We start from the raw sequence: 21525 nt of genomic DNA on the forward strand, positions 1-21525 counted from the left end.
GACTCGCGTCCGGGTCGTCAGGACTCGCGTCCGGGTCGTCAGGACTCGCGTCCGGGTCGGCTGCGGCCCCGGTCTTCTGTTCGGTGGTCACGGGCAGGCCCTCTTCGTGTCGTTCTCGATGGTCGTACGGGCGGTCGCGGCCAGGTCGGCGAACAGGCCGGCGACGGCGTCGAGGACCTCCGGGCGCAGCGTGTAGTAGGTGAAGCGGCCGCACGGCTCGGTGTCCACGACGCCCGCTTCCCGCAGGACGCGCAGGTGGTTGGAGAGATTCGTCTGCCGCGCGCCCGTCTCCTCCACGAGGTGCGTCGTACAGAGCGTCTCGTGGGCGAGCAGGGTCACGATCCGAAGCCTGAGCGGGTCGGCGAGGACCCGGATCAGGTCAGTTTTGGCTGACGTCATCATGGGCTGATACTTTCACATCAGTTGCCGCTGATGTCACCAGGGAGGCCCCGCCCATGTCCGAGAAGCCCTCCGTCCTGTTCGTCTGCGTCCACAACGCGGGCCGCTCCCAGATGGCCGCCGCGTGGCTGACCCAGCTGGCCGGGGACCGCGTCGAGGTCCGCTCGGCCGGTTCGGACCCGGGCGAGGAAGTGAACCCCGCCGCCGTCGAGGCCATGGCCGAGGTCGGCATCGACATCTCCGCCGAGGCCCCGAAGATCCTGACCGTGGACGCGGTCAGGGAGTCCGACGTCTGCATCACGATGGGCTGCGGCGACACCTGCCCCGTCTTCCCGGGCAAGCGCTACCTCGACTGGGAGCTTGAGGACCCTGCCGGTCAGGGGGTCGAGTCCGTGCGTCCGATCCGCGACGAGATCAAGGTGCTCGTCGAAGGGCTGATCGCGGAGATCGCCCCGGAGGAAACTGCGTAAGCTCCACGCAGGCGACTCCGTCGGGTCAACCCCTCATTTCCGACCGGCAGTTGGCCGGACAATCGCCCCAACAGCCAGGCGACAGCCGTCAATCGCCACTTCTCCAGCAGCTTGTCGAGCACCGCGACGGGCGACTGAGCCCGCCGCCGGCTCCCGACCGACGCCCTTCAGCCGGAACCACACCCGCTTCCCGCCGCCCGGCACCGGCTCCGCGCCCCACTCGTCGGTCATCACCGCCACTATCCCGAGCCCACGCCCGCCCTCCGCCAGCGGCTCCGCCGGTCCGTCCGGCAGGGGCAACTCCCGGACGCCGTCCCGCACTTCGCCCTCCAGGCCGGTGGCCTGCCGTGCGATGCGCACGGTGCACTTCCGGTCCGGGACGTGACGCAGCACGTTCGTGACGAGTTCGGTGAGGGCGAGCCCGGCCGCCGCCTCCAGCTCCGCGAGGCCCCACTCGTCCAGCAGCACCCGCTGGATGCGGCGCAGGTGGCGGGCCGTGTGGGCGCCGACGGTCAGGTTCAGGGTGTACGAGTCCGGGGGCCACGCGGGCGGCGAGTGCATGGGTGACGGATTGTTGGGTTCCATGCACCCAGAGTGGGGATGTGTGTTGTCGTTGCGCTACTGGTTCAACTGGACTCCGGGAACGTGGAGTTCACGGCCGGCAAAGGGGCCGCCGCATGGTCAACGTACGAGAACTCGACCCCAACGCGTCACCGCTCGCCTTCTTCGGCTGCGAGGTGCGCCGCTTGCGCGAGATACACGACATGACGCTCGACCAGCTGGGAGCGAAGGTGTACGTGTCCGGTTCGCTGATCGGCCAGATCGAGACGGCCACGAAGGTGCCGAAGTACGACCTGATCCCGCGCATCGACACGGCACTTGAGGCGCGCCGTGGGCTGGTGCGGCTGTGGAACATGGCGATTCGGACGCGGTTGCCGAAGTGGTTCCAGGAGACGGCCGAGTTGGAGGCGAAGGCGGAGCGGATTCACACCTATCAAGCCCAGTTGGTGCATGGGCTGCTTCAGACGCCGGGGTACGCCGAGGCCGTCCTCGGCGTGATGAGCGACAGCGGACTGGACGAGAAGGTCGCCGCCCGGCTGAGCCGTCAGTCGATCCTGGACCGGGAGGACCCGCCGGTCCTGTGGGTCGTCATGGACGAGGCGGTACTGCACCGCGAGGTGGGCGGCCCCGCAACCATGCGAACCCAACTTCTGCGTTTGTTGAGTTGGCGCGATACCGATGAGGTGCAGATCCAGATTCTGCCGAACTCGGCGGGCGCGCATCCGGGGGTGTTGGGCTCCTTCACCCTCTACTCCTTCGCCGAGCAGGCCGACATCGCGTACCAGCCGGGGTACGAGGACGGGTGGGCGACCGCCAACCCACAGGAGACCAAGGCACGTTGGCTTCGTTACGATCTGGTCAGGGCTGCCGCGCTGTCCCCCGGGCAGTCGGCCGAACTGATCACCCGGGTGTTGGAGGAACAGTATGGGCACCATCCCGACGACCACGACTGACACGACTGAGTGGCGTAAGTCCAGCTACAGCGGGGACGACGGCGGCGAATGCGTCGAATGCGCCCCCCTCACCCCCACCGCCATCGCCGTCCGCGACTCAAAGAACCCCGACGGTCCCCGCCTGGCCCTCTCCCCCGCCGCCTTCCGTGCCTTCGTGGCGGGGGCGGCGCGGGGCTGACGGGTCGTCCGTGGGGGCCGGGCGGGCGACCCCGCCCACGTACGCATAGATCACCGACAGCATCGCCAGCAGCAGGAGCGGGCCGAAGAGCCAAGGGTGGTGGGCCATCGGCAGGGGGAGCAGGCGGTAGGAGAGCAGGAGCGCGGCGAGGACCAGCGTCCCGTACGCCGTCACGAGCAGGGCCGGGCGGGCGGACCGGCCCGCGTCGTACGCCCGCAGGCCCGCCTCCACCGTGAGGACGAGGACGACGCCCGCGATGAGGTCGACTCCGTAGTGGTAGCCGAAGCCGAGGGTCGCGGTGAGGGTCGCGACCAGCCAGAACGTGCCGGCCCAGCGCAGCGCCCGCGGGCCCTGGCGGGAGTGGACGAAGATGGCGGTGGCCCAGGCGGTGTGCAGGCTGGGCATGCAGTTGCGCGGGGTGACCTCGTCGAAGGGGATGGGGTGCGGGCCGGTGAGCGGGGGCGGGGTGTGCGGCCAGATGTCGGCGATCGCCCAGGTGCCACCGGAGTAGCTGTCCGGCGCCCAGAGGGCGATGGGCGCCCAGTGGTCGGTGCCGGTGCCGTAGGCGAAGAGGGGGCCGACCACCGGGAAGAGGAGGTAGAAGGCCGGGCCGATGACGCCGATCACCAGGAATGTGCGGATCAGGTGGTGGCGTGGGAAGCGGCGTTCCTTGGCGACGTGGCGGAGCTGGAAGAGCGCCACCGCCACCGCGGCGACGGCGAGTTGACCGTAGACCGTGTCGAGGACGTTGAAGCCGACCGGGCCCGTCGCGGTGACGAGTCTGCCGACCAGCCAGGACGGGTTGCCCAGGGCCTGGTCCGCGGTGGCCACGTACGGGTCGAGCACCGTCGGGCGGGTCCGGGCCGTGAGGAACAGCCAGGTGTCGCCGGTCTTGCGGCCCGCGAGAAGGATCAGACCGAGGCCAACCCCCTTGAGGAGCAAGGCCCGTTCGCTGCCCGTACGGCGCCGTACGGCGATCACGGCCCAGCCGAGCATCGCCCACAGCGCGCCGTTGCCGAAGGGGTGGCCGCCGTGGGTGCCGATACCGGCCGCCCAGCGGACGAGGAGCAGGGCCAGGTCGATGCCGATCGCCGCGGCCAGGGTGAGCCACCGCCGGCGCCAGGTGAGGACCAGCATCGTCAGGGCCAGCGCCGCGTACAGCATGCCGCCCGAGTCGGGTGGCAGGACGGTCTCGCGGAGGGAGGCGGTGAGCGGTCCGGGCTCTCCGTAGTGGCGGGACGCGAGCTCCAGCGCCACCAGGAAACCGAGCGTCACGACGCCCGCGAGGCCCCAGAGGGCCCTGGCCCGCGCGCGGCTCCGCCCGGCCGTCCGGTGTGTCCGTGTCCGTGTCTGTGTCCGTGGCCGTGTCCGTGTCCGTGTCCGTATCCCGCCCTGTTGCTGATCCATCCTGCCCCCCCCAGCCCCGTGCCCCCGTGCCCCCGTGTACCGGGCTCAGAACGAAACACGGGGCTGCGCGACGTATCAAGAGGCGTACGCGAGACGTACGCGAGGCGTACGCGAGCGGCGGACTGACGCCCCAGGGCTTCAGCTCGTCGTGCGGTCGCCCTGCTTGTCGCACGGCAGGTCGGAGAGCTTGGCGTGGGCGAGGAAGTCGCGGGTGGCCTGCTGTTCCACGTCGGAGATGGCCGTGGGTTCGACGTCGACGATGCCGCCGAAGGGGCGGTCGACGTCGCGGATGATGCAGAGGGTGGCTGTCAGGAGGACGGTGACCAGGGTGAGCGCGGCGAGTTGGCCGCGGTTGTCCTTGCGCGGCAGGCAGAGGCCGAGGGCGGCCACCGTCACGGCGAGCACCGCGAGCAGGAACCAGAAGATGGCGCTGGGGATGCTGGCGGTCGCCTGGGTGAGGCGTTCCTCGCGCTCATCGGAGCGCTTGTGGTCGGCGCTGACCAGCATGCCGAACGCCTCGTCGCCCTGCATCGTTCGGAAGGTGCGGCGGAGGTCCGTCGACCACACGCTGGGCGCCGTCGAACCCTTGCCCTCGGACATGGCGGGCCACTCCTTGACGCGGACGGCTCGCGCGTAGCAGATGGCGTCCGCCTGGACGTCCGACCGCTGCGCCGCCGGAGCGTACTCGGCGGTCTCCACGAGCTGGTCAAGGGCGCGCGCCTCACCGCGCGAGGCCACCTCGGCCTTGCCGTACGAGCCGTTGGCCGTGACCAGGACGAAGGCCAGGAGGAGGACGGTCAGGGTGAGCAGGGGTGCGACGAGGTCCTTGACGGCCATGCCGCTGTCGTCGTCCTCGGTCAGCAGCCTCGGCCGGAGGTATCTGTTGGCCACGAGCCCGGCGATCAGGGCGAACGCGGCGACGACGATGGCGATGACCACGGGTGAGTACCTCCGGGATGCGGCAAGACGGCGACGTGTGACGTGTCTTGTCCTCACCGTCACCGCGCTCCCCGTAAGGCGGCGCGGCGTTCTCGCCCCCTAACGAGGGACAGGTCTTGCGCCGGAAAGAGGTGCCCGGGTCACACCGAGTGCGGCGGGCGCCCGGCCAGCAGCCCCTGGCGCGCCGCCGTCGCCACCGCCGCCGCCCTGCTGTCCGCGCCGAGCTTGGTGTAGACGGCGCTGAGGGCGCTCTTGACCGTGCTCGGGCTGATGCCCTGGCGGACCGCGATCTCACGGTTGGACAGGCCGTTCGCCACGAGCCTGACCAGGTCGACCTCGCGTGGGGTGAGCACCGGGGCGCAGCCCTGCGGTCCCGGCAGGGCGTACCGGGCGACACCGGGGCCGAGGACGGTCTCGCCGCGGGCGACGGCGCGCACCGCGGCGAGCAGCGACTCGGCGGACGCGTCCTTGCCGAGGAATCCGGCGGCGCCCGCCCGCAGCGCGGAGGTCACCGTCTGCGCAGTGACGTAGGCGCTGAGGACCAGGACGGCCGGCGCGGGCCGCAGCGCGCACAGGTCGGCGACGAGCCGGAGCCCTTCGTCGACCCCCTCGCCGAGGTCGAGGTCGACGAGGGCGACGTCCGGGGCCTCGGGGCGGCGGGCCGCGCGCAACGCCTCGTCGGCGCTCGCCGCCTCCGCCGCGGGCGCCAGGTCGTCGACGGTGGCGAGCAGGGTGCGCAGGCCGATCCTGAGCGCGGGGTGGTCGTCGACCACGAGGACGCGGGTGGGGCGGGTGCCGTCGAAGGCCACTGCTGGTATGCCGCTCATGTTCATGTTCAGGACGTCACTCATCTACGTCACTCATCTACGTCGCTCGCCCACGTCCCCCACCGCCGGCCTGCGCCGCAGCCGGGCGCGTACCTCCGTGCCCTCGCCGGGCCGTGACGTCACCGTGAACGTGCCGCCGAGGCCCTCGACGCGGTGGCGCAGGGAGCGCAGGCCGTGCCGGTCGTCGGGCACCTGGGCGGGGTCGAAGCCCCGGCCGTCGTCCCTGACGGTCATGGTCGCCTCCTGCGGCTCGTAGGTCAGGGTGGCGGTGACCTGCCGCGGCCGCGCGTGCCACAGGGCGTTGGACAGCGCCTCCTGAGCGAGCCTCAGCAGGGTGTGTTCCACGTCGGGCGGAAGCGGGCCGGGCTCGCCCGAAGTGTAGAACGCGATCTTCGGGGGCTCCTCGGCGGCGGCGAAGAGGTGGTCCGGGGCGGGTGGCCCGCCCGCCTCCGCCACCCCGTCCGCCTCCACCGCCCCGCCCGCCTCCACCGCCCCGTCCGCCCCCTCCACCCGCCACCCCGCTGCGAGCGCCCGGCGCACCGCCGCGAGGTGGCACTCGATGTTCTCGGGGAGTGTGCCGTCCCTGAGCCCCGCCGGTTGCCGGGTGTGCGCCGAGTCGATGAGGGCACGCGCCTCGCGCAGGCCGAGGTCGGTGAGCTCGCGGGCGGCGTGCGTCGCCTCCCCGGCACTGGCGGGAGCCGTGGTCAGGGTGCGCTCCGCGCCTTCGAGGAGGAACTTGACGCCCGCCAGGTACTGGGCGATCGAGTCATGGACCTCGGCCGCCATCCTGCGCCGCTCGTCCGCCTGCCCGGCGGTCCGCTGAGTGAACGCCAACTGGGCGCGGCTCTCCCGCAGTTGACGGATGACGCCCTCGGCGGGAGCGCGCAGCCGCTCCTCTTTACGGAAGGCCAGGACGACCAGGAGCAGGGCGAGGAAGGCCGCTACGACGGTCATCTCCTGGTCCACGACGGACGCGGGACCCCGGCGCGCGGTGACCGCGGCGGCGGCGATCGCGACGACCGTGACCCCGAGCGTGCGCCACCGGGGCAGGAACAGCAGGACGACGAAGTAGAGCGCGGCGACCAGCACCCGGAACTGGGACCCCGTCAGGTCGAGCCAGAGCCAGAGCCCGAACAGGACCGTCAGCCAGCCGAGTGTGAAGGGGTCGGCCCTGCGCGCGAGCCGGAGCGCCCCGGGGTCGGCCCCCGAACGGCGCTCCGCGACCGGCGCGAGGCAGTACACCGCGCCGAGCACCGCCGCGACGCCGATCCGCCACGGATGCCCCGACACCCCCGCCGCCGCGGTCCGCACCAGGCCGACGGCCAGCAGCACCAGGAACGTCGCGTGCAGCGGTGACGTCAGCAGCCGAGAAAGGCCCCGCCCCGCGCCCGGTGTCGGCGCGGGCGGCTGCCCGGCGGAGGTGAGCGATACGTCGCCCATGGGTGCCCCTATCAATTGCCGGGCCGCCCGTCCAGGGCCGGATGGGCACCGCCCCGAAGCCGGGTGGCCGCGAGCACACGGCCCAGTGGCCGGTGATCGGACGTACCGGATCTTCAAAGATCAGTGATGACATGCCGGACGCCCTGGTGGGGCGCCTGACGCCCACGCGGCACCGAAGGAGGACTCCCATGGCGGAACAGGGCGGCACCCGGCTGCAGTCGGTGGAACGCGCCCTGCGCGTCCTGACCGAGGTGGCCGGGCACCCGCGGGGCCTGACCGCCAAGCGGATCGCGCGGGTGCTCGACGTACCGCTGGCGACGGCGTACCACGTGCTGCGCACGCTCACGCACGAACGCTGGCTCGAACACGTCGACGGGCACTATCGGATCGGCCCCGGGGCGGCCGCCTTCTGCCAGGACGTTTGCAGAGACTGAAATCTCGCCGGGATCTTCCGCGTACGACCCTGTTGTTGGGGCCACCGGGCGCGGTGAGAATCGCGGCGTTGCCCAGGAGGGGTGGGGCGCGCAATGCGCACGGATGACGGTGGGCCGGACGAACTGGTAGGTGTCGTCCAGGCGTTGGCGCGCTGGGGCGAGGACCTGTTCCACCCGACGGAGGTGGAGCTGCGGTTCCGGCTCACGGATCCGCTGGCCGTCACGGTGACGGCGTGGGGTGGCCCGGAGGCGGGCGTTCCGGGGTCCGTGCTGTGGCCGCTGTCCCGGGAGCTGCTGCTCACCGGGCTCGAACGGGCGGCGGGTGACGGCGACGTACGCATCGAGCCGCACAGCCCTCCCGGGGCCGAGCGGCTCGTCGTCGTGGATCTGCGCAGCGCGCCCGGCGAGCCTCAACTCGTCCTGTCACAGGACTCGTTGAGGCTTTTCCTCGACCGTACGGAGCGGATGCTGCCGGAACGCGAGGGCCGGCTCGAAGGGCTCATCGACCGCGCCCTGCGAAACCTGAGACCGGATGCCTAGCCGTTGACGCAGGTGTTGCCGGACGACGGGTTGAGCAGGCCGATCAGGTCGATCGAGTTGCCGCAGGCGTTGATCGGGATGCCGATCGGAACCTGGATGACGTTCCCGGACAGCACGCCGGGGCTGTTCTGGGCCGCGCCCGTGGCACTGGCGCCGGCGCCGTCCGCCGCGGAGGCCATGGAAGCGGACCCGATAACGGCGGTTGCGGCCAGTGCGGCCGCGGCCGCGAATGCGCGAAGACGCATCGTTGCTCCCTGTTGCATGGAGGGGATAGGACCCGCCCATGAGACCGTCTTCCGCCCAGGACAAGGGGAATTGGGCCAACGGGGGGCGTGTCCGGCCGTCCTCCCGGCGGCTACGCGCGCACGCGGCGGATGGGCAGCAGGCAGTGCGCGGCAGCCGTCAGGGTCTCCTCGGCGCCCACGAATTCCTTCAACTCCCCCTCGGTGACCGGCGATCCGGGGGTGGCGGTGGGCCAGACGCGTGTGGTGAAGACGAAGTAGGCGCTCTTGCGGGCCTCCGCCGCCTCGAGCCACTCGGGCGGCACCGGGCACTGGGCGTTCAGGAGCGGCATGGTGACGACGGCCTGACCCGCCTCGACCAGCAGGGACACGGGGAAGCTGGGGTGGCTCGAAGCGTCGTGGACGGTGTCGCCCACCGTGAGGCCGTTCGTCTCCAGGAGGCCTCGTACGGCAGCTTCCGCGGCCTCGGGTCCTGCCGGGGAATCGCCCATGGAGTACGCGAGGAGAAAGGGAATGTCGCCCTCGCCGTCGGCGTGTTCTCCACTCCAGGCGATGACCGCCAGAGTTCCCAGATCGGCTGCCTTGAACGCGGGGCCACTGCTCAATGTTGAAGTCACCGAGAAAGCCTAGCCAGATACGGTTCGCGCACCGGCCGCCGTTCACTCGTATGACGCAACGTATTCCGCGGACGAAATACCGAAGGCCGACCCGGGAAATCGAATTCCCGAACCGGCCTTCGAATGAGCGGTACGTACGCGTGGACCGCGCGGCGCCAGTGGCGGCTACTGGCCGACGGGGAGCCCGCCGAGCATGCTCCCGGGAGCGTCCGAGCCGCCGTTGTTCAGGCCGTTCACGGCGCCCGTGACGGTGCTGACGGCGCCGTCGTCGTTCTTCGGGTCGAGCATGTTGCTGTCCACCGGGCTGACGTCGAGCGTGGACTGGCTGGTGACCGTGTCCACCGCGCCGTTCAGGCTCATCGGAGTGAGGTCGGAGGCAAACGCGGGAGCGGCGGCGCCGGCGATCGCGATGGATCCGGCGACAACGGCGGCGGCCTTCAGGGACTTCATGTTTTCTGCCTTCCCTCGATGACTTGCGTCATCGGTTCGGAATCTCGCTTCTCTTTACAACGGAGCAGCCGTCCCTCATCGAGATCGAGAGACGGCTGCGAAAGAGTCGGGCCAAGCCCGTCAGTCGTTGACGCAGGTGTTGCCGAACGCCGGGTTCAGCACGCCGATGACGTCGACGGTGTTGCCGCAGAAGTTGACCGGCACGTGCACCGGAACCTGGATGGTGTTGCCCGAGACCACACCGGGGGACTCGACAGCGGTGCCGTGCGCGCCGGAGTCGGCGGCGGCGACACCGGCCGTACCGGCCATGGCGGCGGCGGCCGCAGCGGAAAAGACGACAGCCTTCGCGGTACGCGACATGAAGCATGCTCCTTGGGGGGTCGTTCTGAACGGCCAGTGCGGGTGCCTGGCGTGTGGTGCAACGGGCAGGCGGGGCAAGGGGTTTCGGTTCCGAACGGGTGACTGGCCGTCACGGCTCTGGAAGGCCCGCACCCCTTTGGGGTGACGTCACGGGCGTACGGGTGAACCGGTGGTTCCGGGGCGGCGCGCCGGTGGTCCACTGGGGCCGTCATGAGAATGGCTGCGCCGCCTTCCCTGCCAGCCGTCGGCTCCACGCCGTTGGGAGGCGGCCGCGTATCCGCGGCATCCTCCGCGGTCCGGGCCGGGAAGCGCGATCGCGCGGATCTTCCCGGCCCGTGCCGTGCGCGCCTTCGGGCGCCTAGTCGTTCCCGACGCCGTTCGCGGACAGGACCGGGATGTCCCCGAGGACGTGTGCCAGCGGCTCGTCGCCCTTGGCCTGCGTCGAGTTCACGGCGCACTGCTGGTTCTGCGGAGCCGACAGGATCGGGACGTCCTGGGCCGCGACCGGGACGCCGCCGACGATCGAACCGGCGTTGCCCTTGACCGGCAGACCGATGCAGAGCTTGTTCAAGGAGCCCTGCACGGCTCCGAGCTGGGGGCTCTGGTCGCCGGTCGCCACCGAGTCACCGTACTTCTGCGTCGCGTTGTTGCCGCTGGACGAGGTGGTGCCGCCGTCGTCGCCGATGGCGAGCGCCTGCGGGGCTGCGGCGGCGGAGACACCGACGACGGACACGGCGACCGCTGCCGCGGCCATGGCCTTCTTGAGCATGGTTCTGTTCCTTTTCTGACAGGCACCGACAACTGCACAGGAGGCAACTCCGGAAGGCGGAAATAGTTCCGCACGTGCACCCGATCGGACAGCCGTCGTTCTTCATTTCATCGAACCCTGCCGGGAGTTGAAATCGAGCGGTCCCCATCCGGGTGAACCTGAGCAACCGATGGCGCGGTACGGAGTTGATACAAGTGCTCCCATACGGAAGAAGAAGGGGAATTCCTCATGCTGAAGAAGGCTATGGCCGCAGCCGCGGCCACCGCGTCGCTCGTCGGTGTCGCGGCGGCCGCCGCCCCGCAGGCCCTGGCTGTCGGCAACGACGGTGGGACCACGTCCGAGAGCGGCAACAACGCCTCGCAGACGTACGGCAACTCCGAGACGTACGGCGACATGAGCCCGCAGATGGCGCTGATCCAGGGCTCCCTGAACAAGCCCTGCGTCGGCCTGCCCGCCAAGGTCAACGCCGGTTCGATCGTCGGCGTCGTGCCGGTCTCGGTCCAGGACATCCCGATCCTGTCGGCCCCGCAGAACCAGCAGTGCACCGAGAACTCCACCCAGGCCAAGGGCGACGAGCCGCTCTCCCACGTCCTGGACGACATCCCGGTTCTCGCGGGCAACGGTGTCGGCAACGACTGAGAATCCCTCGGTAACAGGCCGGAAATTCCGGTAACTGTACGAGCCTTTGATCCGCCGCTTCCGGATGCGGAAATGGTCCGAACGGGTTTCGGTCCGCAACTGCCCGGAATGCAATCAAGTTGACCAGCCGTGGCTCCGTTTCCGGAGCGCGCGTATCGAAAGGAACCCCCATGAAGAAGCTGTTCGCAGCGGCCACGATCGCCGCCTCCGTCGCCGGTCTGTCCGCGGTGGCCGCCCCGCAGGCGCTCGCCATCGCCGACGACGGTGGCACCACGTCCACCAGCGGCAACGGTGCCTCGCAGACGTACGGCAACTCCGAGACGGCCGGCGACATGAGCCCGCAGCTCGGCCTCGTCCAGGGTTCGCTCAACAAGCCCTGCATCGGCCTGCCGGCCAAGGCCAACGCCGGTTCGCTCGTCGGGCTCGTGCCGGTCTCGGTCCAGGACATCCCGGTCCTGTCGGCCCCGCAGAACCAGCAGTGCACCGAGAACTCGACCCAGGCCAAGGGCGACGAGCCGCTCTCCCACGTCCTGAGCGACATCCCGGTCCTCGCCGGCAACGGCACCGGGAACGGCTGACCGGACCCGGACTCGTACGGAGTTCCGTACGGCACGGCATGACGAAGGCGGTGGACCGGATTCCGGTCCACCGCCTTTGTGGTGTCTGTTCGCGGGTTACTGGACCGCCGGGAGGAGGTTGGTGACCGGGGCGACGAGGTCGGTGGCCTGGTGCAGGTCGTTGAGGTGGTTCAGGCCGGAGAGCTGCTCGGCGGTGCTGGGGAGCTGCGCCTGCTGGTCTTCCGGGATCGCCATGGTGGAGAGCGAGTCGAGGGTTGCGGTGGGGGAGATGGCGCCGCCGCCGGCGGCGGGGGTGGCGTCGGCGGCCTGGGCGGCCGGGGTGGCGAGGGCGGCGGCGCCGACGGTGAGGAGGAGGGCGGTGAGGGTGCGTCGAGTTGAGGTCATGTTCGGGTAACGGGTGGGGTGTGGGGGCGGATACGGGTGGGGTGGGTGGGCCCACTCGTCAGGTCTAAGGGGCGCGGTGGGAGGGGTGCACGTCGCGGGGCGCTGCCCCGGACCCCGCTCCTCAATCGCCGGAGGGGCATGAATGGCAGGGGCCCGGGAGGTGGGCTCGGTGGAGGGCGGAGGGGTAGGGGAGGGAGGTGGCCAGGGTGGTGGCGTGGGTGAGGGCTTCGGTGGACTCTTCGGGGGAGGAGAGGTGGGAGAGGGCGGCGGCGCGGGCCAGGTGGGCTTCGGTTTCGGTGAGGCGTTCGCCGGTTCGGGCGGCGCGGGCCGCTTCTGTGGTGGCTGTTCTCAGGGCCAATCGCGGGTTGCCTGAGAGGAGTTGGGACCAGGCGGTGAGGACGGGGGCGTCCTGTTGGTACGGGGTGAGGGCGAGGAGGGCCGCTTCGGGGTGGCCGGTGCGGAGGGACAGTTCGGCGCGGGCCGTGCTGACTTCGAAGCGGGCCTGGCGGTCGCCCAGGTGGTCGGCGGCGGGGGTGGCACGGTCGAGGAGGCGGGTCGCGGCCGGGATGTCTCCTGTGCGCAGTCGGACGCGGGCCAGTGTCGCCAGGGCGTACGGGAGGCACCAGGCGCCGTCGCCCTCCGCGAGGGTCACGGAGACCTCGGCGAGGGATGTGGCCTCGTCGAACTCGTCCAGGAGGAGGTGGAGTTCGGCGAGGTTGAGGCGTTCGAAGGAGGCGGCCGTCGGGTTGCCCGAGCGGTCGGCCAGGTCGAGGGCGCGTTCGCCGCTCGCCACCGCCTCGCGCAGCCGGCCGTGACGGCGCGCGTTCTCGCGGAGCGTGGACAGGACCGTGCCGAGCAGCGTCGGGTCGCCGTACGCCTCGGCGGGCGCGAGCGCCAGGTCGCCGGCCTCGCGGGCCTCGGTGAGGCGGCCCGAGAGGCCGAGGTTGGTGGCCTGGAGGGCGTAGGAGCGGGCGAGGAGGCCCTGGCCGTGCGGGCCCGGGACCCGGCGTGCGGCCTCCAGTGCCGAACGGGCCGCCGCGTGGCCGTCGTCGTAATGGCCGCGGACGCCGTCGAGGACCGCGCGGGACAAGTGGTGCGCGGCGACGGGTTCGGGGGCCGTGTCCGGGGTCGGCGGGTGGGCGTGGAGCGCTTCGGCGGCGGCGTCGAGGGCGCCGGTGCGGACCAGGGACTCGGCGAGGCGGGCCGCCGTGAGCACCGCGTCTTCGTGGGCGCCGCGCCGGACGAACTCGGCGAGGGCCTCGCGCAGCGCCCCGGACGCCTCCTCGAAGTGGCCCATCCGGGACAGGACTTGGCTGTGGGCGAGGCGGGCACGCGCCGCGTCGACGTCGAGGCGGGCGACGAGGTCGCGGTAGTAGCGGTCGGCGGTGTCGTTGGCGTAGAGGGCGGCGGCGCGTTCGGCGGCGCGGCGCAGGTACTCGGCGGCGCGCGGATCGTCGGCGCGGGCGAAGTGCGAGGCCAGCGCGTCGACCGCGTCGGGGCGGCGGGCGAGGACGGCCTGCGCGAAGGCGCCGTGCAGCTGCCTGCGGCGGACCGCCGTCAGCCGTTCGTAGCAGGTGAGGCGGACCAGGGGGTGGCGGAAGGCGAGGCCGGGTTCGGGGCGGCCCGCGACGACGACCTGGCGTTCCTCCACCAGTGCGGCCGTGATGGCGCGTTCGACGCCGTCGGCCGCCGCGGCGCCGGTCACCGGGGGGCGCAGGGCGTGTGCGGCGACGTCGAGGAGTTCGGTGAGGGCGGCTTCGCCTCCGGCGACGGAGAGGGCCTCCACCAGGCGGCGGGTGTCCGGGTCGAGGCGGATGAGGCGGTCCGCGACCAGGTCCCGGATGCCGGCGGGGGCGGCCGCGCCCGGTTCGGTGACCGGGTTCGCGGCCAGGTCGCGGGCGAGTTCGAGGGCGAACAGGGGGTTGCCGAGGGAGAGTTCCCAGATGCGTTGGGCCTCGCCGCTGGAGCGCTGCGACGGGGGAAGGATCGGGGCGCTGCCCCGTACCCCGCCGGCTCTCGTCCGACGGCGGGGCTCGATGCCACGCAGCACCGCAAGGCACGCCTCTCGGTCCAGGCGTGGCAACTCCTCGCGTACCGCCAGGTGTTGGCGCAGCAGGAAGGACAGGATCGAGCGGCGGGGGTCGTCCTCCGGGAGTTCTTCCTCGCGGTACGTGACCAGGAAGCGGAGGCGGGTGCCGCCGGAGGCGGCGCGGCGGGCCAGGTGGCTCATGAGTTGGTACGAGCCGGTGTCGGCGGCGTGCAGGTCGTCGAGGACCGTCAGGACGGGGTGCGCCGATGCCAGGTCGGCGAGGAGCGCCGCGCCCGCGCGGAACAGGCGGTCGCGTTCCTCCTCGGGGCTGCGCTCCCCCGCCGCGCGGATGCGGATCTGACCCAAGGAGGGGAGGAACGCGGCGAGTTCGGGGTATTCGGCGGCGATCCGCGCGCGCTGGTCCGCATCGTGTTCGGCCAGCCAGCCGTCCAGCGCCTCGGCGAACGCCCCGTACGGTGTGTGGCCCTCCGCGTCCTGGCCGCCGCCCCACAGGGCGGCCGTGCCCCGCGCCGCCGCCCGCCGCGCCACCTCGCCCACCAGGCGCGTCTTGCCCACGCCCGCCTCGCCGGTGAGCAGCGTGACCGGGGGTCCTTCGGCGGCGAGGAGGCGGTCGAGCACCGCGTCGCGGCCGTGCAGCGGGGTGGCGGGGCCCGCGCGCAGCAGCGAAGGCAACGTTGTCGAGGCCGACACTGGGGCGGGCGCCGCGGCGAGGGCGGCCCGGTGCAGCGCCTCCGTCTGCGGGCCCGGGCGGACGCCGAGTTCGGTTTCGAGCGCCTCGCGGCACGCGTGGTACTGGTGCAGCGCGCGCCGCCGCAGGCCCTGGCGGAGCGAGGCGTCGATGAGGACGCGGTGGGCCAGCTCCTCGGCGGGGCTGGTGGCGACGAGCTGCTCCGCGACGGTCGCCGCCTCCGCTGCCGCGCCCTCGGCGAGGTGTGCCTGCGCGAGGCCGAGCAGGAGGCGCTCCCGCAGCAGCGCGAGCTGCCCGCGCCGCTCCTGCGACCAGCTCGCGTACCGGTCCTCGGGGAGCAGTTCGCCGGTGAACAGGGCGAGCGCGGCGGCCAGTTCGGCCGAGTCACCGTCGGCCAGCGCCGTCCGCGCCGCCGTCTCCGCCTCGTCGGCGTCGATCCGTACGGTCGTCGGGTCGAGGGAGAGCATGCCGCCGGAGGAGCGGAGGTACGACGACGTGGCGCGGGGCGCGAGTTCGGGTTCCAGGGCGTGGCGTGCGGCGTGCAGGGCGACGCGCAGGCTGCCGGCGGCGGAGGCCGGGTCGGCCTCGGGCCAGCAGATGTCCATGGCCTGTTCGCGGTGGAGGCGGTGGCCGGGGACCACGGCGAGGAGTTTCACCAGGGTGCGGGCGCTGGGCCGCGACCAGCGTGCGGCGGGTTCGGGGCCGCCGTCACGAGTCGCCCGGAAGCCATCGAAAAGGTGCAGACGCAGGCGCGGGGCACCGGAGTTGGGGCCGTTGTCCGTGCCTAGTGCATCCATCAGGGCGACAGCGTAACGGAGCACGCTGAGGGCCCGCCGGGCGTCGACCGGCGGGCCCTGCCATGGTCGGCCGGGTCAGGAGAGTTTGTACGTCGACATCTGGTGGATGCCGTTGTTCAAGGACAGGACGCCGCCGCCCAGTTGCCCGGCCATGCGGTTGATGCCGAAGTCGTCGAAGTTGAGGGAGACCATCTCGTCGGTGCCGTCGCCGTCGAGGTCGGCGGCGACATAGTTGCGGCCGCCCATCAGGTTCGCGCCGCCGACGCTGGACTGGAAGACCCCGCCGTTGGTCAGCTGCGACGGATCGTAGGCCGCGAGGCCCGACTCCGTGCCGCCCGCGAGGAGCTTGCGGCCGCCGGGGCCGTTGATGAACCCGACCGTGCGCAGCGGGGCGATCACCGAGGCGTAGGTGTCCTCCTTGCCGTCGCCGGGGTAGCCCTTCATGACGCCGAAGCTGAGCTGGTACAGCGGGTCGCCGGGGCCGTCGATGAAGTAGTTGCCGTGGGACCAGGGGCTGCCGCCGAGGATCTGCCGGACCACCTCGCCGGTGCGGCCGTCGCGGATCTCGGTCACGACGCGCGGCGAGGCGGTGGCGAGGTCGCCCGCCGTCGTCGGGTCGGCCTTGACGATCCAGGTGTAGACGACCGCGTGCCCGTCCGCGTACGGGATCTTCGGGGACGCGAAGACGCCGTTGACCAGGACCGCGCCGTGCAGTTTGCCGTCGACGGCGCGGTCCGGCGCCTTGGGGTCGGCGGTCCAGCGGACGGCGCCCTTGCCGTCGAGGGCGACGCCGTTCACGACGGCGTCGGGGGCGTTCAGCGCGCCGAGGCTGCTGTACTGCGTGTAGACCTGCCCGTCGGAGACGACGGTGTCGGAGAAGACCACGTCGCCGGCGTCCGACGGCGCGGCGTACGACCAGAGTTGGGTGCCGCTCGCGTCGTACACGCGCAGGGCGTCGGTCGGGACGAGGATCTCGGCCCTGCCGTCGCCGTTGACGTCGGCGACGGTCACCGTGCGGACGTAGCCGCCCTTGCCGTCGATCGTCGTCAGGGCCTTGCCGGTCCTGCCGTCGAGCACGGCGGTGGCGTTGTCGGCGGCCACGACGACGTCGGGGGTGCCGTCGCCGTTCACGTCGCCGGTCGCGATGTTGTGGGTCTCGCCGGGGACGGTGGCCTGCCACAGCTTCTTCGGGGCGCCACTGACCAGCGACGTACCCGAGTACGCCCACACGCCGTGCGAGGAGCCGCCGACGACGAGATCCTTCTTGCCGTCGCCGTCGAAGTCCGCGGCCTTGCCGTAGTTGAGGTCGCCCTGGAGCGGAGTCAGCTTCTTCTGCCCGCCGTTGCCGAGGCTGTACTCGCGGATGTTCTGCTGCTGGTCGACGACGCGTACGTAGTCGTCGCCCCCGGACGAGTACAGCTGCTGGTACATCGGAGAGGCCTCAAGGGTGTGCCGGCGCCACTTGAGCTTCCCGCCGCCGGTGAACGCGGTCAGCGAGCCGTAGCGCAGGCCGCCCGGGTTGAGCGCCTCGCCCATGTCCTGGTCGTCCTGCGCGGCGGCGTAGAGCGAACCGGCCTTGGTGGCGAGGTTCCAGGTGCTGGCGCCGTCGCCGGGGTTGGTCGCCGAACGCTTCGTCGTGTACGCCCACTTGACCGTCGCGCCGTCCGAGCCGTCCAGGACCCGGATCGTGCTGGCGTTGATGAAGAGCGACGAGGTGAACGTCGACTCGCTGACCGCGATCTCGGCGCCGCCGCCCGTGGCCGCGTCGCCGACCGTCAGGGCGGTGGGCAGGGCGTTGACGCGGGTGTCGAGGGTGGTGCGGGCGCCGTCGGCCAGGTCGTAGGCGGCGAGTTCGTACGTCACGGCGTCGGAGTTGTCCGCCTGTTCCAGGGCGACGATCCTGCCCCGGGAGGCGTCGAGGCGGAGTTGGCGGCCGTAAAGGGCGCTGTCCGTCTGCCAGTTGACGGTTCCGTCGGCGGTGTCCAGGACGAGGGTGCGCCCGCGCGAGGCGTTCGTGGCGGTCTTTCGCAGGTCCCAGACGGCGGCGACCCTGCCGTCGCCGACGGACTCCAGGGCGCCCCAGTTGACGTCCGCCGTCGACTTGGTGTCGTACGTCCACGTCGACGACGGGGTCAGCTTTCCGTCGGCGTACGAGAAGCGGATGCCGGTGAGGGTGGCGGTGTCGGTCGCGGGCGCGTTGGAGTTCAGGCGCGGCGAGTTGGCGAGGAGCAGGGTGCCGTCGACGACCTTGACGTTGGTGACGTACGAGTACAGCTTCGACCACACCGTGTTCCCGGTCCTGCCGTCGAGGACCGTCACGAAGGTGCCGGTGGACAGCGAGGAGCCGGGCGAGGTGAACGGCCGGGGCATCGGCGTGGAGCCGACGGCCGCCGAGAAGACGATGTCCTTCGTGCCGTCGCCGGTCAGGTCGGCGGTGTCGAAGCCCTGGTCAGAGGACGGCGCGAACGGGTTGACGGCGTTGTACCCCATCAGGACGCGCGCCGGGTACGGCTCGGCCCGCCACGGTTGCAGCGGCTTGACCTGCCAGTCCTTGTAGTACGAGGCGTTGGTGCGGGCCCAGGCGGTGGAGCCGTCGGCCTTGTGCAGCTGGACGTTCCCCAGGCTGTGGACGGTGAAGTAGCTGCCGTCGGAGCCGGCCGGGGCGGTGGCGGCGACCCCGCGTGCGCCTTCCAGGGTGGACTTGTTGGTGAAGGTGACGGGGGTGTTGGCGGCGGTCGTGGACGTGCCGGAGGCGTCGGCGGAGGGCTCGGCGGAGCCGTCCGCCTTCGCCGCGGACGCGTTGTCGTCCCCGTACACGTCGACGTTCATGTGGTCGGCGAGCTTCTTGGACTCGGTGCTGGTCAGCGTCGTCGCCGTCGCCGTCGCCGTCGTGGTTGCGTCTGTGGCGAGGGCGGGCGGCGCCGAGGTCAGGGCGAGGCCCGCCGCGACGAGGGCGGAGGCGAGCGTCAGGGCCCGCCGGGAGGAATGCGCTCCGTGCGTTCCGTGCGTTCTGTGGGCTCTGTGGGCTCTGTGGGCTCTCATCACTTGGCTCCCTGCGCGATGCGGATCGCCGAACCGGCCGTGAGGACGGCCTGGTCGTGCGCGTACTGGAGGGCGTCGGTGCCCGCCTGGTTCTCGATGCCGACGGTGGCGGAGGCGCCCGCGCCCGGAACGGACTTGTACTGGAAGGTGATCGCGCCGGTGGCCTCGTCGAAGACGGCCTCGAAGGTGGCGCGGTCGGTGCCGCCCGCGAACAGGACGTTGTTCCAGACGACCGCGAACTTCCGGCTGCCGGACGTCCCGGTGGTGGCCGTCTGCACGCTGGACTTCTTGTCGAGGGTCAGGTCGTCCCAGAGCGGGGCGACGATGCCGTTCGGCTGCGCCTCGGTCGGCAGCGCCTCGTTGGCGTAGTCGCCGATGCGCGGCGACAGGAAGTTGATCAGGCCGTCGGTGGTGACGGCGGCGCTGCTGTACTTCACGCCGTAGAACGGGACCGGGAAGGGCAGCGCGACGGTCTTGGCGTCCTCGTCCCCGCTCAGCGCGACCTTGCTGGAGCCGGGGATCCAGGAGTACGTCGCCGGGGCGCAGCTGTGGCCCGCGGCGTCGGTGCGGGCCGGGAGCCGGATCGTACGGCTCTCGGCGCCGTCGACGGTCAGCGAACCGGTGGACGTGCCGTTGCACAGCACCGGCTGGGCCGGCTTCACGTACAGCGAGTACGTGCCCTCGGCGACCTTCGGCAGCGCGAACGTGCCGTCGGAGCCGGAGGTGACCGGGGCGAGCGGGGAGCCGTTCAGCTCGACGGTCGCGCCCTTGAGGGGCTTGCCGGTGAGGTCGAGGACGGTGCCGCTGACGGCGTGCGAGGGCGCGGGGGTGAGGGCGACGTCCTGGGTGAGCGGCGAACCGGTCGTCAGCTGCACGCCGGAGAGCGTCTTCGGGCGGTAGCCGTAGCCGGAGAGCGTGACGTCGTACGTGCCCGGGGGCAGCGTCAGCCGGTACGTACCGTCGGAGCCGGTGCCCACCGTGCGGGTGCCGGTGGTGGCGTTCGAGGTCGTGACCGTGATGTGGGGCAGCGCCTTGCCGGTGGCCTCGTCGGTGACCGTGCCGGACACGTGGACGGCGGAGTGCGGGGCGGCGTCGACGGAGGCGAGGACGTCGAGCTTGCCCTCGCCCCACACGTTGTTCATGCCGGCGGTGCCGCCGCAGTGCGTGTCGTCGACGTCGCGGGCGCCCTCGCCGAGCAGCCTGCGCGTCTCGTCGATGTCGCCGATCAGCTCGGGGGCCGCCGCCCACAGCAGGGCCACCGCGCCCGCGACGTGCGGCGTCGCCATCGACGTACCGTCGATCGTGTTGTACGCGGATCCCGGCCACGCCGACGTGATGTCGACGCCCGGCGCCGAGATGTTCGGCTTCGCCGAGCCGTCCACCGGGGAGGGGCCGAAGCCGGAGAAGTTGGCGATCGTGCCGCTGGAGTCGTAGGCGCCGACGCCGTAGGTGGAGTCCAGCGAGCCGGGCGCGGCCGTGGTCGAGCACGTCTTGCCGTCGCCGTCGTTGCCCGCGGCGAACGCCTCGAAGATGCCCGCGGAGTTCCACGCCTCCACGACGTCCTCGTAGAACGTCGTCTCGCCGCCGCCCCACGAGTTGTTGACGATGTTCGGGGCGAGGTCCGGGCGCGGGTTCTGCCCGTTGTGGTCGGTCGGGGCGAGGATCCACTGCCCGGCGGCGAGGAGGCTGCCGTCCGTGCAGTACTCGGCCGTCTCACAGCCCTTGGCGGCGATCCACTTGGCGTTCGGCGCGACCCCGATGCCGTTCTTGCCGACCATCGTGCCCATGGTGTGGGTGCCGTGGCCGCTGTTGTCGCAGGGGGTGGTGCTGGTGGGGCAGGTGCCGGAGGGGTCGTAGAAGTTGTAGTCGTGGGTGAACGTGCCGTCGCCGTTGTTTCCGCGGTAGTTGGCGACGAGGTCCGGGTGGTCGTACTGCACGCCCGAGTCGACGCTGGCGACGACGATGCCCTCGCCCTTGTCCTGGTACTGGTCCCAGACCTGGTCGGCCTTGATGTCGGAGATGCCCCAGTCGGGGGTGGTGGCGGTGGTGGTGCGTGAGCCGGTGACCTCGGCGTCGGCGCCGGTGTCAGACGTCTCGATCGTGCTCGGCTTGTACTTCCGTGCCTTGACGAGGTGTTGGACGTCGGAGCGGGCGGCGAGCTTGTTCACCAGGGCGCGGTCGCCCGTCACCTGGACCGCGTTGGCGATCCAGTAGTCCTTGTGCCCGACCTTCTCCTTGTCGAGGAAGGCCGTGAGCGACTTCTGGCTGTCCGCGGCGGTGGCCTTCAGTGCCTTGTACGTGGCCGTGGCGGCCTTCGCGTGCGAGGGCCGGCGCTTGGCCGTGGTCAGGTCGGCGGTTTCCTTGAGGACGACGAAGAAGGTGGCGTCGTCGTCCTTTTGGGAGACGGCTTTCGTGAGGGCGGAGTCGACCTTGTCCGAGGCGGGGGCCGCCGCCTGGGCGGGGGCGGCGAGGGCGGGCAGTGCGCAGGTGAGCAGGGCGGCGGCCGCGGTCAGTGCGGCCGCCGCCCGAGCGGTGTGGCTCCGCCGGGGTGGTCGGGGCTGGGGCATCGGGCACTCCTCGGGGAGGGTACGGGGTGCCCGGAATCTAGGTAGGTGGTGTTACTGCGCCATTACTGTGCCGGTGAGTGGGGTTGGTGGGGGCGGGTGTGCGGGTTTGCGGGTTTGCGGTTGTCCGGTCCTGCGTCGCGGGGCTCTGCCCCGGGCCCCGCTGCTCAATCGCCGCAGGGGCTTGAAAGATCGGG

At 71.7% G+C, this 21525-nt stretch carries 22 protein-coding genes; 7 read left to right on the forward strand and 15 right to left on the reverse strand.

All coding sequences use genetic code 11. The features are described from left to right. Positions 1-87 precede the first annotated feature (87 nt). Positions 88-402: a helix-turn-helix transcriptional regulator gene (locus tag RBJ65_RS12120; RefSeq protein ID WP_306318492.1), complete on the reverse strand. Its 315-nt coding sequence runs from the start codon at positions 400-402 to the stop codon at positions 88-90. A gap of 53 nt (positions 403-455) precedes the next feature. Between RBJ65_RS12120 and RBJ65_RS12125 the strand changes: the two genes are divergently transcribed. Then, positions 456-869, forward strand: coding sequence for an arsenate reductase ArsC (locus RBJ65_RS12125; RefSeq protein WP_306318491.1), 414 nt, complete (start codon positions 456-458; stop codon positions 867-869). A 33-nt stretch (positions 870-902) separates the two neighbouring features. On the opposite strand, the gene RBJ65_RS12130 is transcribed toward RBJ65_RS12125, so the two are convergent. Next, positions 903-1454, reverse strand: a complete 552-nt coding sequence (locus RBJ65_RS12130) for an ATP-binding protein (protein WP_306318490.1) — start codon at positions 1452-1454, stop codon at positions 903-905. A gap of 92 nt (positions 1455-1546) precedes the next feature. Between RBJ65_RS12130 and RBJ65_RS12135 the strand changes: the two genes are divergently transcribed. Both RBJ65_RS12135 and RBJ65_RS12140 read left to right on the forward strand, forming a co-directional pair. After that, positions 1547-2383 carry a helix-turn-helix transcriptional regulator gene (locus tag RBJ65_RS12135; RefSeq protein ID WP_306318489.1) on the forward strand — a complete coding sequence of 279 codons (837 nt, stop codon included), beginning with the start codon at positions 1547-1549 and terminating at the stop codon, positions 2381-2383. Next, entirely contained in the window at positions 2355-2561 is a 207-nt protein-coding gene (locus RBJ65_RS12140) for a DUF397 domain-containing protein (RefSeq protein ID WP_306318488.1), read from the forward strand. Before RBJ65_RS12135 ends, RBJ65_RS12140 begins: the two co-directional genes overlap by 29 nt. On the opposite strand, the gene RBJ65_RS12145 is transcribed toward RBJ65_RS12140, so the two are convergent. From RBJ65_RS12145 to RBJ65_RS12160, 4 genes are all read right to left on the reverse strand, one after another. Then, complete coding sequence (locus RBJ65_RS12145) at positions 2481-3968, reverse strand: phosphatase PAP2 family protein (protein ID WP_372341243.1); 1488 nt, start codon at positions 3966-3968, stop codon at positions 2481-2483. The genes RBJ65_RS12140 and RBJ65_RS12145 overlap by 81 nt on opposite strands. 138 nt (positions 3969-4106) lie before the next feature. Next, on the reverse strand, positions 4107-4907 hold the full coding sequence (locus RBJ65_RS12150) for a hypothetical protein (protein ID WP_306318487.1): 801 nt from the start codon (positions 4905-4907) through the stop codon (positions 4107-4109). 140 nt (positions 4908-5047) lie between these two features. Continuing rightward, on the reverse strand, positions 5048-5758 hold the full coding sequence (locus tag RBJ65_RS12155; protein WP_306318486.1) for a response regulator transcription factor: 711 nt from the start codon (positions 5756-5758) through the stop codon (positions 5048-5050). Between the two features lie 9 nt (positions 5759-5767). After that, positions 5768-7174, reverse strand: coding sequence for a sensor histidine kinase (locus RBJ65_RS12160; protein ID WP_306318484.1), 1407 nt, complete (start codon positions 7172-7174; stop codon positions 5768-5770). A 188-nt stretch (positions 7175-7362) separates the two neighbouring features. Between RBJ65_RS12160 and RBJ65_RS12165 the strand changes: the two genes are divergently transcribed. Together RBJ65_RS12165 and RBJ65_RS12170 are read left to right on the forward strand one after the other, a co-directional pair. After that, positions 7363-7608: a helix-turn-helix domain-containing protein gene (locus tag RBJ65_RS12165; RefSeq protein ID WP_306318483.1), complete on the forward strand. Its 246-nt coding sequence runs from the start codon at positions 7363-7365 to the stop codon at positions 7606-7608. A gap of 93 nt (positions 7609-7701) precedes the next feature. Further along, positions 7702-8148 carry an SsgA family sporulation/cell division regulator gene (locus RBJ65_RS12170; RefSeq protein WP_306318482.1) on the forward strand — a complete coding sequence of 149 codons (447 nt, stop codon included), beginning with the start codon at positions 7702-7704 and terminating at the stop codon, positions 8146-8148. Here the strand turns inward: RBJ65_RS12170 and RBJ65_RS12175 are convergent. The 5 genes from RBJ65_RS12175 to RBJ65_RS12195 form a co-directional block, all read right to left on the reverse strand. After that, on the reverse strand, positions 8145-8393 hold the full coding sequence (locus RBJ65_RS12175) for a chaplin (RefSeq protein ID WP_306318481.1): 249 nt from the start codon (positions 8391-8393) through the stop codon (positions 8145-8147). The two genes, RBJ65_RS12170 and RBJ65_RS12175, sit on opposite strands and share 4 nt — an antisense overlap. A 110-nt stretch (positions 8394-8503) precedes the next feature. Next, positions 8504-9007, reverse strand: a complete 504-nt coding sequence (locus tag RBJ65_RS12180) for a DUF5949 family protein (protein WP_306318480.1) — start codon at positions 9005-9007, stop codon at positions 8504-8506. A 165-nt stretch (positions 9008-9172) separates the two neighbouring features. Continuing rightward, positions 9173-9457, reverse strand: coding sequence for a hypothetical protein (locus RBJ65_RS12185; protein ID WP_306318479.1), 285 nt, complete (start codon positions 9455-9457; stop codon positions 9173-9175). Positions 9458-9577: 120 nt separating this feature from the next. Beyond that, a complete protein-coding gene (locus tag RBJ65_RS12190) occupies positions 9578-9817 on the reverse strand; it encodes a chaplin (protein WP_306318478.1) in 240 nt (79 codons plus the stop codon). Between the two features lie 358 nt (positions 9818-10175). Next, positions 10176-10586, reverse strand: a complete 411-nt coding sequence (locus RBJ65_RS12195) for a rodlin (RefSeq protein WP_306318477.1) — start codon at positions 10584-10586, stop codon at positions 10176-10178. Between the two features lie 228 nt (positions 10587-10814). Between RBJ65_RS12195 and RBJ65_RS12200 the strand changes: the two genes are divergently transcribed. Continuing rightward, positions 10815-11225 carry a rodlin gene (locus RBJ65_RS12200; protein ID WP_306318476.1) on the forward strand — a complete coding sequence of 137 codons (411 nt, stop codon included), beginning with the start codon at positions 10815-10817 and terminating at the stop codon, positions 11223-11225. Positions 11226-11395: 170 nt separating this feature from the next. Then, the gene (locus tag RBJ65_RS12205; protein ID WP_306318475.1) at positions 11396-11803 is read left to right on the forward strand and encodes a rodlin; all 408 of its coding nucleotides are present in this window, start codon (positions 11396-11398) and stop codon (positions 11801-11803) included. Between the two features lie 96 nt (positions 11804-11899). Here RBJ65_RS12205 and RBJ65_RS12210 read toward each other — a convergent pair whose 3' ends face one another. From RBJ65_RS12210 to RBJ65_RS12225, 4 genes are all read right to left on the reverse strand, one after another. Next, on the reverse strand, positions 11900-12187 hold the full coding sequence (locus RBJ65_RS12210) for a hypothetical protein (RefSeq protein WP_306318474.1): 288 nt from the start codon (positions 12185-12187) through the stop codon (positions 11900-11902). Positions 12188-12308: 121 nt separating this feature from the next. Next, positions 12309-15722, reverse strand: coding sequence for an AAA family ATPase (locus RBJ65_RS12215; RefSeq protein WP_306318473.1), 3414 nt, complete (start codon positions 15720-15722; stop codon positions 12309-12311). 75 nt (positions 15723-15797) lie between these two features. Further along, positions 15798-18764: a VCBS repeat-containing protein gene (locus tag RBJ65_RS12220; RefSeq protein ID WP_306318472.1), complete on the reverse strand. Its 2967-nt coding sequence runs from the start codon at positions 18762-18764 to the stop codon at positions 15798-15800. Beyond that, positions 18764-21331, reverse strand: coding sequence for a S8 family serine peptidase (locus tag RBJ65_RS12225; protein ID WP_306318471.1), 2568 nt, complete (start codon positions 21329-21331; stop codon positions 18764-18766). Before RBJ65_RS12225 ends, RBJ65_RS12220 begins: the two co-directional genes overlap by 1 nt. Positions 21332-21525 lie beyond the last annotated feature (194 nt).

The organism is Streptomyces sp. KL109B (genome assembly GCF_030766935.1).
Lineage (GTDB): Bacteria > Actinomycetota > Actinomycetes > Streptomycetales > Streptomycetaceae > Streptomyces.